Raw genomic sequence first — 13,049 nt, forward strand, 5'->3', positions numbered from 1 at the left:
CATTTTTGCAAAGAACAAGCTCCGGGCTGCGGGCGCAAGCGAAGGCAGGGCGGCATCGGGCCAGGTTTAGCCCAGCGCGGCGGACACTTGCCGCCGCAGCGAATCCAAATGCTCCTCCAGCTGCTTATGTCTGTGGCCGTTCGCTCCGGACGGATGCGGGAAACCGCGCAAGCACGCTTGATGCGGGATCGAGCCCTCGGCTTCGAGCAAAGCGAGCGCGGCCTCCACGGTTTGACCCAGCGGAATGACGAGCAGCGGTTTTCCCAGCAGAGCCAGCTCCCGCGGGAAAGCGCCGCGCACTAGCTTCATAAGATAAGCCGATTTGTCGAGCCGCGGCGTATGACCCGTGTAGTTGCTTCCTCTGCGGAACAGCGGATACCGGAGCAGCGAGGTCGTATGCAGCAGCTTCTCGTGAGGGCCTTCGAACAGCTCGGCGCAGGAAGAGAGGCCCAGCGCCTCCTTCAAACCGAGCTGATCGAGCATGCCGGTCAGATTGCTGCGCATCGAGCCGGAGAACCTGGCGGCGAGCTTGGCGCTGCGGGCCGCTTCGGCGAGCGGCATTCCTGCTTGCAGAGCGTCTCTCGCCTGCCGGAAAGCAAGCTCCATCTGCGTCCATCCCGGGGTGATCCCGACAATAAGGAGCCGTGCTCCCGTTTGAACATATTCGTTATGCGGAGCATAGTACATTTCCAGATCGCCTTGTCCGGACAGCAGGAAATCGGGCGTGAACAGATCGGTTTTCGTCAAAGGCCGACCGGGAGGAAGAGCCCGAATCCGCTCTTCGTACTCTTTCAGCTTCGTCCATTCGTCCATAGTTTACACCGCCGTTGATCGATTATTTATTTAACGTTTTGAGTTTATGACAATACCTGTCACTATTATATTGTATAGTTGGATTCAGTCCTGGTGAAACTCAGCCTGCGGCCCCATATTTTAAAATGAAGGAGCGGACCAATCATGACATTTCAAGTGACTCCCTTTATCATGCTCGATGGAAATGCAAAGGAGGCTATCCGATTTTACGAAAGCTCATTAGAAGCAAAAATCGTGTTTACGCAAACATTCGGAGAAGGACCGCAGAACCCCGAGCACCCCTTGCCGAATGAAGCCAAAGACCGTTTGGCCCATTCCATACTAAAAATCGGCGATGCCGACCTGTTCGTTGCCGATCATTTCCCGGGGGAGCCCTACCAAAGCGGCAATCGCGTCCAGATCTGCATCACAACTCCCGATACCGGAACCTCCGAACGATTTTTCAATGCTCTGCAGCAGGACGGTCAAGTCATCATGCCTCTGCAAAAAGTGCACTTCAGCCCGGCATACGGCATGGTTAAGGATCGCTTCGGCGTTACCTTCCAAATCTTTACTCAGAGAAAATAAGCCATCTTCATAGAAGGCTGCCATGTCCGTTGATCGCGTTGACGGGCAGGCGGCTTGGGCCCAGCGCCGAAAACATTACCGGGGAAGACCCGGCTTTTTTGTTGTTTAGGAAATGATGCGCAGCCATTTCCTGTGGATATCCGTGGGCTCCCCCGAAAGGAAAGTCTACCCATAGAACGATCCCAGAGGAAGGGTTAGACGCCGATCCAGCTTAGGCTAGATGCGGACGGAATAAGCTTCAGAGCATCACGTCACTACCCTGGAAATTACTCTTGGTACCCCATTTCCATTGTCTGTGGTGCCGCGTAGCGGCATGGATGGCTTTTGGGGGATTTGTTCTTTGCACGGACAGCTGCGGCTTCATGGACTCATCTTTTATTTCGGCGCTATCTTAGTCATACTGGGCGTTTTGACAGCCTCGGAAGCTTTTAATTTCGCTTCCGCACAGGCCGGCAAAAACCGCTAGTAGCGGGCCAGCAGCTCAGAGAGTCTGCTGCGGATCGAATCCTTCAATTCCGCCGGCTCCTGCAAAGCGGTCTCATCGCCCAGCGCAATGAAAAATTCCGTAAAAAAAGGAATGTCGGCGCGGGACACATCCGTATCGATGGAGCCGCTTCCGTCTTCTCGAACGAGCAGCATCGGAGCGAGCCAGAGCTCGCCTTCGCATCGCTGAACCCCGGCGCGGGTCAATTCGGCGCGAAGACGGATAGGCTCTTTGGGCGCCGCCGCTTCCTTCCGGCTCAGGCGTATGTCGCCTAAGTCGAGCGGCTCCGTTCCTGAGGTGTCGTAAGCCGCTTCCCTGATGCGGTCGCAGCGGAAGACGCGAAAGCCTTGGCGCAGGAAGCAGTAAGCCGTACAATACCAGAATCCGTTGCTCGCATAGATGCATACCGGCTGGATCAAGCGGGTTCTCGCGCCATCTTCCCTCGATTCGTATTCGATCGAGAGCACTTGCTGACGCACGGCCGCGTCCAGCAGGATGGGCAAACACGGGGCGTCGCCGCGCCGCGTCGCAGCAATGAAGTCGACTCTGTCCTTCATGCTGTCGATCCGGTCCCGAACGTCTCCGGGCAGATGCAAATAAAACTTGCTCAGCGCGGAAGCGGACTCCGCTTCGAAGGGCAGCGAAGAATAATGCCGCAGCGCATGCACCGCAAAGAACATGGCCACGGCCTCTCCCTCCGTAAAAGCAATGGGAGGAAGCACTCTCTCCCTGATTACTTGATAGCCGCCGTGCGGTCCCACTTCCGAGTATAAAGGGACTCCCAGCTCGCTTAGCTCCTGCAAATCCCGCAAAATCGTACGCGTGGAGACGCCGAATTCGTCGGCAAGCTCCTGGACCTTGAACCGGCGTTTTCGGTTAACGGTCATCATCAGCTCCATCAGCCGCTTCGACTTGGACATCCCGGTCAGCTCCTTAGGAAGATGTCATTTAATTTACGACAAGTTTTGTCACTATTATCTCATAAGATAAACATGTCAAGCAACAATAAACTTTAGGAGTAATGATGGAGGCGAAAATTTGCCGCGCTGTTTCGTGCCATTATGTTTGTGATCGGAACGGATACGTTTCTGTGTCGCTTACTTGGCGGCGTCGGTGCGGCGTTCACGGCGCCTCAAGCCAGCTCGGCGGGTACCCGTCGATCGGCGTCTTCGCGGCGGTCTGCTTGACGCTCTCGCAGGGGAGCTTCTTAATTCGGAGACGTGCTTGAGGAGAAATGCCTCGCGTACAGAGCGAAAACCGGCATCCGCCTTTTAAGATGTATCGAACCTGCGGGCGAAGGCTTTATAATGAATGATAGTAAGCAATTATCCAAGCAGGAGGAGCCCATGAACATGATACAACGGCCTGATCGCGGAGCAGGCGCTACAGAAGAGCATGCCCGGTTAATCTTGAACAGCTACAAGCGGCTGATCGGCCGGGATTTGATCCCCGTCGATCCGGGAAGCAGCTTGGCGGAGCAGTTGTTCGAATCCGCTATCGTCGTGCTTTCGCACGGCACCGAGGCCGATCCGGTCTTGAATTACGGCAACCGCGCCGCGCTGACGCTATGGGAAATGGATTGGGAGACGTTTACTCAGACTCCGTCCCGTTATACGGCGGAGCCGATGGAGCGCTCGGAGCGCGACCGGTTTCTGCAGGCGGTAGCGGAGAAAGGCTACGTGGACCATTACACGGGCATACGGATTTCGAGCGGCGGGCGCAGATTTTACATTCAGCAGGCGATCGTCTGGAATTTGCGGGATGAAGCCGGGCGTTATGCCGGGCAGGCCGCTTCTTTCGGCTCTTACAAGGACTGCTGATCGCTCCCTGAACAGCGGCGTTTCGGCCTCGGGTACCGGAGGACCGGATGGGGCTCAGGCAGGCTCATGAGGAAAATCGTCTCTGCCGCCGGCATAAGCGGAAGCCGTAAGGACCGCCGGTCCATACAATAATAGAAGCATACATCGAATGAAAGGGCTGGCGGCGATGAACAACACCTTTAAACAGGGCTTCAAATTTATGATGGAAAACAAAGATATTCAGAAGATGTTCAAGGATATGGCCAAAGCTCAGAAACAGGTGGACGCGGCGGTCAAGGCGGCGGAGAAGCTGAAGAAGAAGTGGGGCTGAAGCAGAAGCGGGGCTGAAACAGAAGCGGGGCTAAAGAAGAAGCGGGACTGAAGCAGAAGTGGAGTTAAAGCAGAAGCGGGGCTGACGCAGCGGCCTGTTGCACGCACTGTTCGAGACGGATAAGGAGGGTTCTCCTGTCAGTCTCTTTTTTTTGCAGGCGGCAAGGGCAAATACAATCAAAATTTCGGGGTTGCGCTAAGGCGCGGCGAGCGGAGCGGGCTCTGACCAAATCAGCTTCTCGCTCCGGCCGTCCTCTCCTTGCAGATAGACATGGCTAATATTGGCGTCAGGCAGCGAGGCGGCGATATCGAAATCGCCGGAACGGGCAAGCAAGCTGTAGCGCAGCCGGACATACAGATGTCCGCCGTCCTGCGCCAGATTGTAGCCGCTGTAGCCCGTGCCGCTGCCGGTGGTCGTTCCGTTCAGCAGCAGCTTGCCGCCGGTCACGTGGACTTCCTTCACGATAATGGCGTCGGGATGAGCGGGAGAGCCGTATCCTGCATAGCCGTATACTCCTAAGGCAGCGGCTGAAATCAGGAGCGCGGTCAGGATCAGCGTCCTTCTCCCGCCTGCTTTGCGCAACATCATGACGATGCTCCCCTTTCTCGAAAAGAATGGTATGGAAAAAACAAAGATACTACAATAATAAATGGAAACGGATTACGGTTCAACATAGAGCCACGGACTACGGATGAAACGGCTTTCAAAACGAACGAATTTTTGATACATTATTAGCACTAAAAGCATGGTGAACAAAGAGCGGAGGGGCCATTTGAATCCGGAAAAGCGTTCAGCGTTCGCCTAAGAATAACGGAGTCTCTCCATAGAAAAAGGAATCAACACCTTAAACATCCGATTTCAACGTGGTGAACAATCGACCGCAAAGGATGCTCGTTTTTTACCACTCCATTAAAATCAACTTCACAGCATTTGGAATCCGGTATCCTACATCTTTCTCAGGAGCGGGCAAGCGTTCGAACGGCCTGGAAAGGGGGCTGCAGCAGGTGCAGCCCCCGGAACCGGGGGATCGAACCGTTTCTAAATTTAACGGACATGAGGGAGCTAAATTCGTCGCAAACAGACGCTTTTTCAACGTAACGGTCATGACGGCGCTTACATAGCTCCGAATTGCTTTCTAAGGCGGCGTTGTCAACAAATAGCTGCATCTGTGTCCGTTAGAAATCCAAGATGGCCGATAGGGTTTATATAACGGCCGCTGTGTCCGTTACGAGTGTATTGCGTATCGCTCACATTTACAGCGGATTTCCCCTGCTATAGAAGGGTAGCCGACTGCGCATGCGAGAGCATCTTCCGATCGCACCCATCTTGAATTTCTTGAATAATCGGCCCTTAAATGGGCTGCAATTCGGGAACAAAGGCGAACGAGCCTGGCGCTTCTCCAGATTGCACTCGTGTAGCGATGGCTGCTTGTTCACCGCCCTTTTAAAAGCCCGGTGAACAAAGAGCGGAGGGGCCAATCCGGAAAAGCGTTCAGCGTTCGCCTTTGAAAGCAGATCTTATCTATAAAAAAGAGGAAACAACGATCCAAAAATCCGATTTCAACAGTTATCATGAACGAGACAGACTCCCCGTCAGTGCAACGTCTTAGGTTAATTTTGGGAATAATGGTGTAGTAGAAGCTAAACCAAAACCAAAATCAGAGCTAAATTGCAAAGGAGAGTCTGTACTATGAAGGATACCATAAAATACGTAGGCTTAGACGTATCGAAGGAAAAAATTGCTGTATCTGTAGCAGATCCAGGTAGAGAAGGCGCTCGGTATTTGGGTACGATTCCTCATACGGAGTATCACATCTTGAAAACATTGAGAAAGTTAGGCGAACCCAATGAGTTAAGCATTTGTTACGAGGCAGGACCAACAGGATATCCTTTAGTTCGTTTGCTAACCGCACACGGATATGACTGTATAGTTATCGCCCCTTCACTCATGCCGAGTCGTCCAGGAGAACGGGTAAAAACGGATCGCAGGGATTCGATGCGTCTGGCACAATTACTTCGAGCAGGTGAATTAACCCGTGTGCATGTACCTAGCCAAGAGGAAGAAGCACTTCGTGATCTGGTACGGATGCGTGAAGATGTCAAGGAAGATCGGGCTCGAATCCGGCAGCGGATCGGGAAGTTTCTTCTTCGTCATCAGATTGCACCTAAAGAGCGGCTTCGCCGCTGGACGGCAAAGTATCGGTTGTGGTTAGGACGTATTCCATTGGAGTCTGCTACTCAGCGTTTGGTTCTGCAGGAAATGCTGCATCAGATGGATGAAAATGAAGAACGTCTGAAACGTATAGAAGCAGCCATTCACGAGGAAGCGACGAAAGGGCACCACGCTCCATTAATACAAGCCCTTCAAACCTTACGTGGCGTAGCTGAAACGACCGCAACAGGTATCGTAGCCGAAGTATGTTCATTTACCCGGTTTGGAAATGCGAAGGCTTTTATGGGGTACACAGGTTTGGTGCCGCGGGAATACTCAAGTGGTCAAAGCCGATGGCAGGGAAGTATTACGAAATCAGGGAATACCCACCTTCGCCGTTTGCTGGTCGAATCCGCTTGGAGTTATCGCTATACACCTGCGTTGAAAGGAGAGTTAAAGAAACGTCAACAAGGAAAAACACCTGAAATACAGGCCATATCCTGGAAGGCACAGCATCGGTTACATCGAAAATATACGAAAATGCTGTCAAAGGGGAAGCCAAGTGGCAAAGCAGTTGTGGCTGTGGCGCGAGAATTAAGTGGATTTATTTGGTCGATTGCCAGAGAACTTGAAGAAAAAAGAATACATGGATGAATCGCCTGTTTTACAGGACGCTTGTTATATCAAAGTTCAATTTTGTTGATTCAAGGTAGTCCCATGCCCCCTCCAATGCAAGTGAGATGAAAAGCTGAGTTAGAAGGCAAAGGGAAAAGCCGTAAGAGAGAATCCACGTAATCGCTATGTGCCAACCCTAAAAGGGAAAGATGCACGACAACAGTTCGTGGTGCCACTCTCTATAACGGAGAGAAAACATGCGGTATATCCGAACCCGCGAATATCAGACTGCTCACCGTTGATAGCTTTTGCCTTCTAGTTCAGCTTGTTCACCCCTCTTGTATAAAAAGGGGCAAGGGAAAACCAAGGGGAGTTACAAACTGCCTATTGACAGTCTCGTTCATATCAGCGATTGGAGGATCAAATGGACGCCGCAGCGGACTTTTTCACCACTCTTCTAACGGCCGTTTGCAAAACAGGCAGCTAGGGAGAGACGCATACCGTCCTATACAGGAGGAGTAATCATGTACAAGCTTATTTTGGTAGAAGACGAGGAGGAAGTCAGGGAAAGCGTCGTGCAGGAGATCGATTGGGCCTCCTGCGGCTTCGAGGTCGCCGATACGGCGGAGAACGGCAGCGAGGCGATGGAGCTGATCGAGAAATGGGCTCCGGACGTCGTCGTGACCGACATTCGCATGCCGTTCATGGACGGTCTGCAGCTGTCCGAATGGATTCGCGGCAAGTACCCGATGACCAAAATCATTATTTTAACCGGCTACGATGAGTTCGAATATGCCCAGAAGGCGGTCAAAATGCATATCGACGAATATGTGTTGAAGCCTTTTTCCACTCAAGAGCTTATGCAAGCGCTGGCCAAGATCAAGCGGCTGATCGACGAGGAAATCGCCCGGAAGGAGAACGTTCTGACGCTGCAGGAGCATTACAGGCAAAGCCTGCCTGTGCTTCGCGAAGTGTTCCTCGGTTCGCTGATGAACCGCAAGCTGCCCCGGGCCGAAATCGAGCAAAAGTCGCTCAACTATAACGTGAAGATAGACGGAGCAAGCTTCGTCGTGTCCGTGCTCAGCATGGACAATCCCGGCGGAGAGGAAGCGGCCGATCCGAACGGGAGGAGGGCCGGGTCGCAATCGCTCAAATATTCCAAGGACCAGGAATTGAAATTGTTTGCGATCTTAAACATTTCCGAGGAAATAGTCAATAAATACGAGGCGGGCATCGTGTTTTTGCACAACGGCAATCTTGTGCTGCTCACCGCGGCGGCGGAAACGGACCAGGAGGCGGTAAGCAAACGTACGGCATCCGTGCTGGAAGAGATCCGCCAGAGCATCGAGAAATATGTGAAGCTGTCGGTGACGATCGGCGTCGGCACGGTCACAGCGGATATCGCCAACGTCAGCTATTCGTACAAATCGGCGGTGATGGCGCTTGATTACCGGCTTATTCTCGGCAATAACCGGATCATAATGATCGACGACGTCGAGAAACGCGCCGTAGAGAAGCTGCAGTTCGATGAACTGAAGGAGCATGCGCTCATTCGCTGCATTAAGGTAGGCACGCTTCAGGAGATGAAGGAGCTGGTGGACGAGCTGTTCCAGGGGATTGAGGCGGCGCCGGTGTCGTTCAAGGATTACCAGATTTATTTGCTGGAGATGCTGACCGCCATATTGAAAGCGGCCAAAGACGCCAATCCCGATCTGGACCCGGTGCTCGGGGCGAGCTTCAATCCGTTCGCCGAAATCCATAAGCTGACCAACCCGCAGGAAGCGAAGGATTGGATTGCAGGGCTGTGCGGCCGCCTGATGAGCAGCATTGTCAGCGAGCGGCAGTCCTCCTACAAATCGCTGGTCGATAAGGCGAAGGCGTACGCGCTGGCGCATTATCACGAGAGCGATATTTCGATCAACAAGGTATGCAGCCATCTGCATATTAGCGCGGGCTATTTCAGCGGCATTTTCAAAAAAGAAACGAGGATGACGTTCGTCGGCTACTTGCTGCATATCCGCATGGAGGCGGCCAAAGAAATGCTGCGGACCACCGATTTGAAGACGTTCGAAATCGCCGAGAAGGTGGGCTACTCGGAGCCCAATTATTTCAGCTACTCGTTCCGCAAATATGTGGGGGTTTCTCCCAAAGAATATAAGAACAGCTCGCGCGAAGCTTAAAGAACAGGGGGGCGGCGGCGATGAATGCGATCCGCAGAAAGTATCGCGCTTTGGCCGACACGTGGAAATCGAAGAGCATCCAGTTTATTATTACCGCCTCCTTTACGCTGATCGCCATCGCGGTCATGCTGATCGTCAGCGTCATTTTGTACAACAAATTTGCGCGGACGGCGGAGCAAAATACGTTTCTCAGCAACGGACAGATCGTGGAGCAAATTAATTACAACCTCGAAGTGTATTTGAAGGCGGTCACGGAAGTATTCGATCTGGTCGACCGCAAGGTGCGAGCCGGCAGCCCGATTCCGAACGATACGCTGCTGGAGCAGCTGAACACGATCTTCGAATCGCGCGAGGATATCGTCTCGATGGCCTTGTTTACCCAGTCGGGCGAGCTGATTACCGGACTGCCCGCGGCCGAAATGCGCAGCAATACGAAGCTGACGGAGCAGAGCTGGTTCACGTCGGCGGTGGAAATACCGGATCATCTGTCCTTCTCGCTGCCGCATATTCAAAATTTGTACAAAGGCGAGTACAAATGGGTCGTTTCCATGAGCAAAGGGATTACGGTTATGCGAAGCGGCAAGCCGGAACGGGCGGTTCTGCTGATCGACGTCAATTTCAAGACGATGGACGAGCTGTTCCGCAGAGTCAGCCTGGGCAAAAAAGGCTACGTGTACATTATCGACGAATCGGCGGGCAATATCATCTACCATCCGCAGCAGCAGCTGATTTATATCGGCCTGAAATATGAAAACGTCGAACAGGCGCTGAAGTATACGTACGGCAGCTATTTGGACGAATCGACCGGCGAGAAGCGGCTGATTACGATCAAGACGGTCAATAACATCGGCTGGAAAATTATCGGGGTTTCTTACATGGATGAAATCGTGGCCGCCAAAAAAGAAATCGGAGGCTTCATCGCCTGGCTCCTCGCTGCGGTCATCGTATTCGTGCTGCTGATTTCCGCCTTCATGTCGGCCAAAATATCGCAGCCGATCAAAAGGCTGGAGAAATCGATGCGCAAGGTGGAGCAGGGGGACTTTCACATTCACATTCCGGTTACCGGCAACGACGAAGTGGGACGGCTGTCCCGCAGGTTCAATTATATGGTGTCGCAAATCCGCCAGCTGATGGATCAGAGCATCCGCGAGCAGGAAGCGAAGCGCAAGACCGAGCTGGACGTGCTGCAGTCGCAGATCAATCCGCATTTTTTGTACAACACGCTCAATTCCGTCGTCCGGATGGCGGGCAGCGGCAAGAGCGAGGACGTGATCACGATGATTACGTCGCTGTCGAAGTTTTTCCGCATCAGTCTAAGCCGCGGCAAGCGCATTATTACTGTGCGGGAAGAGCTGGAGCATGTGCGAAATTATTTGATCATTCAAAAAATCCGTTACAAAAATAAGTTCGAATACGTGATCGAAGCGGAAGAGGAGGCGCTGGATTGCCGGACGCTCAAGCTGCTGCTGCAGCCGCTGGTGGAAAATGCAATTTACCACGGCATCGAATATATGGTGGACGAAGGCTTGATCCGGATTACGGCGTCGCTCGAAGGAGGCAAGCTGCTGTTCACGGTGCAGGACGACGGGCTCGGCATACCGCCGGATAAGCTGGAGCGCCTGCTTCACGGCTCGGCAGCCTCGGAGGAAGGCTCCGGCGTCGGCGTTCGCAACGTGCATCAGCGTATCCGGCTGGCCTTCGGGGAGGAATACGGGCTGCATATCGACAGCAAGCAGGAGGAAGGCACCGTCGTTCGGGTATGGCTGCCGCTGCAGATGGACGAAGGGGGGACGCAAGGATGATTACAAGAGGAGCGGTAAGCTCGGTCATAAGACGCCGGATTATTTTGCTTGCCTTGGTGGCTCTTCCCGCACTGCTGCCTGCCTGCGCGTCCGATTCTGAGCCGGCGGAAGCCGGCCAAATCAAGAACGTAACGCTGCTTATGAAATCGAAGAGCGGCGATTACTGGAAGACGGTCAAGATGGGAGCGGAAGCCGCGGCCAAGGAATTCAGCGTGGAGCTCCGCGTCGAAGGGCCGGATGACGAAGGCGATGTGAACGGCCAGATCGAACTGCTGAATCGGTCGGTCAAGGACGGGATGGACGCGCTCGTGCTGGCGGCAAGCGATTATGACGCTCTAGGCGCGGCGGTAGACCGGATGGGCCTGCCGCGGGTTCCGGTTATCGCGATCGATTCGGAGGCGGGATCGTCCAGAATCAAGAGCTTCATCGGCATCGACAATGTCGATGCCGGCCAGAAGGCGGGCAAGAAGCTGATCGAGCTGACCGGCGGGAGCAGCCGCATCGCGGTCATCAGCTTCGGCAAAGGCGGGCGCAACGCGGAGCAGAGGGAGCGGGGGCTGCGCGATGCGCTTCGGGCCGCTCCCGGCGTGCTTGCCGGCGCTACGCAGTACTGCTCCGGCAGCGCAGAGCGGTGCGGCGAGCTGGCAGCCTTGCTGCTGCAGCGGGAGCAGGCGGACGGCATCGTCGCGCTGGATGCGGCCGCTTCGTTGGGCGTTGCCGCCGAAACCGAGCGCCTCGGGTTCGCCGGCAAGGTGAAAATCGTCACCTTCGATAATACGCCGGAGGATATCGAATATTTGCAGGAAGGGATCATCCAGGCGACGATCGTGCAGAACCCGTTCAGCATGGGCTATTTGGGCGTCAAGTACGCCGTCGACGCGATGAACGGCAAGCGGAATCCGGCCTTTATGGATACGGGGACGAAAGTGATCGATCAGGAAAATATGTTTTGGCTGGACAATCAGAAGCTGTTATTCCCGTTTGTGAAGTAGCTGCGTTATACGCGCGGCCCGTTTGGCTAACTTTAGACGCCGTCCTTATCTTAAGCCCCGCGGGAGTTAAGATAAGGACGGCGTCGTTTTTTTGCGGCCCCAAATACATGAGAATTTTTATAGAACGGATGAGAATTTTGCATGGGAATCGGCCGTAACTTCAACGATAATGAAAAAGCGGAAACGAGTTAACTATATAAGTAAATGGAGGTCAATGATATGAAAAAGGTTGTATCCACGCTGCTTGCGGCAGCATTAATGACGGCGGCGGCGGGCTGCTCCGGTACGGGCGGAACGAATGCGCCGGCAGCCGGCGGCGGCCCGGCCAACACGGACAGCGGAGCGTCCGCCAAGAAGCCGGTCATCGGCGTTGCGATCTACAAATTCGACGATACGTTCATGACGGGCGTGCGCAATGCGATCTCGGCCGCCGCCGAGGGCAAGGCCCAGACGGATATCGTCGACAGCCAGAACTCGCAGCCTACCCAGAATGACAAAGTCGACTTGTTCATTACGAAAAAAGTGAATGCGCTTGCGATTAACCCGGTCGACCGCACCGGCGCCGGCGTCATTATCGATAAAGCGAAGGCGGCGAATACGCCGGTCGTGTTCTTCAACCGCGAGCCGCTCGCCGACGATATGAAGAAATGGGATAAAGTGTACTATGTCGGCGCCAAAGCCGAGCAATCCGGCACGATGGAAGGGCAGCTGGTCGTCGATTACTTCAAGTCCCATCCGGAAGCGGATAAAAACAAGGACGGCGTGCTGCAGTATGTCATGCTGAAGGGCGAGCCGGGACATCAGGACGCCGAGCTGCGCACGAAATTTTCGATTAAAGCGGTGGAGGACGCCGGTATCAAGGTCGAGAAGCTGGCTGAAGATACGGCGATGTGGGACCGCGTCAAAGGGCAGGAGAAAATGGCCGCATTCCTCGCTTCCCACGGCGATAAAATCGAGGCTGTATTCGCCAATAACGACGACATGGCTCTCGGAGCGATTGAGGCGTTGAAAGCGAAGGGCTATTTCAAAGACAACAAATATATGCCGGTCGTCGGCGTCGACGCCACCGCTCCGGCCGTGAAGGCGCTGGAAGACGGCACGCTGCTCGGCACGGTGCTCAACGACGCCAAAAACCAGGGGAAAGCGACCTTGAATCTGGCCAGCGTGCTCGCTCAAGGCCAAACGCCGAACAAAGACAATACCGGCTATGAAATTACGGATGGCAAATACGTATGGGTTCCTTACAAAAAAATTACGAAAGACAATGTGAACGACGCCAAATAAATGCAGTGTTCATGAAAGGCAGCGCGGCGCG

At 54.0% G+C, this 13,049-nt stretch carries 11 protein-coding genes; 8 read left to right on the plus strand and 3 right to left on the minus strand.

Features of this window, described 5'->3' with window-relative positions; genetic code table 11:
* Positions 1 to 66: 66 nt before the first annotated feature.
* On the minus strand, positions 67 to 813 hold the full coding sequence (locus tag SK3146_RS25185; RefSeq protein WP_249861346.1) for a hypothetical protein: 747 nt from the start codon (positions 811 to 813) through the stop codon (positions 67 to 69).
* 144 nt (positions 814 to 957) lie between these two features.
* Here SK3146_RS25185 and SK3146_RS25190 point away from each other — a divergent pair, with 144 nt between their 5' ends.
* Entirely contained in the window at positions 958 to 1,380 is a 423-nt protein-coding gene (locus tag SK3146_RS25190; RefSeq protein WP_249861347.1) for a VOC family protein, read from the plus strand.
* A 462-nt stretch (positions 1,381 to 1,842) separates the two neighbouring features.
* Here the strand turns inward: SK3146_RS25190 and SK3146_RS25195 are convergent, their stop codons facing one another.
* The gene (locus tag SK3146_RS25195) at positions 1,843 to 2,784 is read right to left on the minus strand and encodes a helix-turn-helix transcriptional regulator (RefSeq protein WP_249861348.1); all 942 of its coding nucleotides are present in this window, start codon (positions 2,782 to 2,784) and stop codon (positions 1,843 to 1,845) included.
* A 426-nt stretch (positions 2,785 to 3,210) separates the two neighbouring features.
* On the opposite strand from SK3146_RS25195, the gene SK3146_RS25200 reads away from it, so the two are divergent.
* Complete coding sequence (locus SK3146_RS25200) at positions 3,211 to 3,684, plus strand: MEKHLA domain-containing protein (RefSeq protein WP_249861349.1); 474 nt, start codon at positions 3,211 to 3,213, stop codon at positions 3,682 to 3,684.
* A gap of 148 nt (positions 3,685 to 3,832) precedes the next feature.
* Complete coding sequence (locus SK3146_RS25205; RefSeq protein ID WP_249861350.1) at positions 3,833 to 3,994, plus strand: hypothetical protein; 162 nt, start codon at positions 3,833 to 3,835, stop codon at positions 3,992 to 3,994.
* Between the two features lie 195 nt (positions 3,995 to 4,189).
* On the opposite strand, the gene SK3146_RS25210 is transcribed toward SK3146_RS25205, so the two are convergent.
* Positions 4,190 to 4,582, minus strand: a complete 393-nt coding sequence (locus SK3146_RS25210; protein WP_249861351.1) for a hypothetical protein — start codon at positions 4,580 to 4,582, stop codon at positions 4,190 to 4,192.
* 1,101 nt (positions 4,583 to 5,683) lie between these two features.
* Between SK3146_RS25210 and SK3146_RS25215 the strand changes: the two genes are divergently transcribed.
* The 5 genes from SK3146_RS25215 to SK3146_RS25235 all read left to right on the plus strand — a co-directional run bounded on the left by SK3146_RS25215 (position 5,684) and on the right by SK3146_RS25235 (position 13,018).
* Positions 5,684 to 6,799, plus strand: coding sequence for an IS110 family RNA-guided transposase (locus tag SK3146_RS25215; protein ID WP_249861352.1), 1,116 nt, complete (start codon positions 5,684 to 5,686; stop codon positions 6,797 to 6,799).
* Between the two features lie 485 nt (positions 6,800 to 7,284).
* On the plus strand, positions 7,285 to 8,940 hold the full coding sequence (locus SK3146_RS25220) for a response regulator (protein ID WP_249861353.1): 1,656 nt from the start codon (positions 7,285 to 7,287) through the stop codon (positions 8,938 to 8,940).
* Positions 8,941 to 8,960: 20 nt separating this feature from the next.
* Positions 8,961 to 10,742, plus strand: coding sequence for a sensor histidine kinase (locus SK3146_RS25225; RefSeq protein WP_249861354.1), 1,782 nt, complete (start codon positions 8,961 to 8,963; stop codon positions 10,740 to 10,742).
* Positions 10,739 to 11,734: a substrate-binding domain-containing protein gene (locus tag SK3146_RS25230; protein WP_249861355.1), complete on the plus strand. Its 996-nt coding sequence runs from the start codon at positions 10,739 to 10,741 to the stop codon at positions 11,732 to 11,734. Before SK3146_RS25225 ends, SK3146_RS25230 begins: the two co-directional genes overlap by 4 nt.
* A gap of 219 nt (positions 11,735 to 11,953) precedes the next feature.
* The gene (locus SK3146_RS25235; protein ID WP_249861356.1) at positions 11,954 to 13,018 is read left to right on the plus strand and encodes a galactose ABC transporter substrate-binding protein; all 1,065 of its coding nucleotides are present in this window, start codon (positions 11,954 to 11,956) and stop codon (positions 13,016 to 13,018) included.
* The last annotated feature ends 31 nt before the right edge of the window (positions 13,019 to 13,049 follow it).

Origin of the sequence: Paenibacillus konkukensis, from assembly GCF_023523925.1 — a bacterium.
Lineage (GTDB): Bacteria > Bacillota > Bacilli > Paenibacillales > NBRC-103111 > Paenibacillus_S > Paenibacillus_S doosanensis.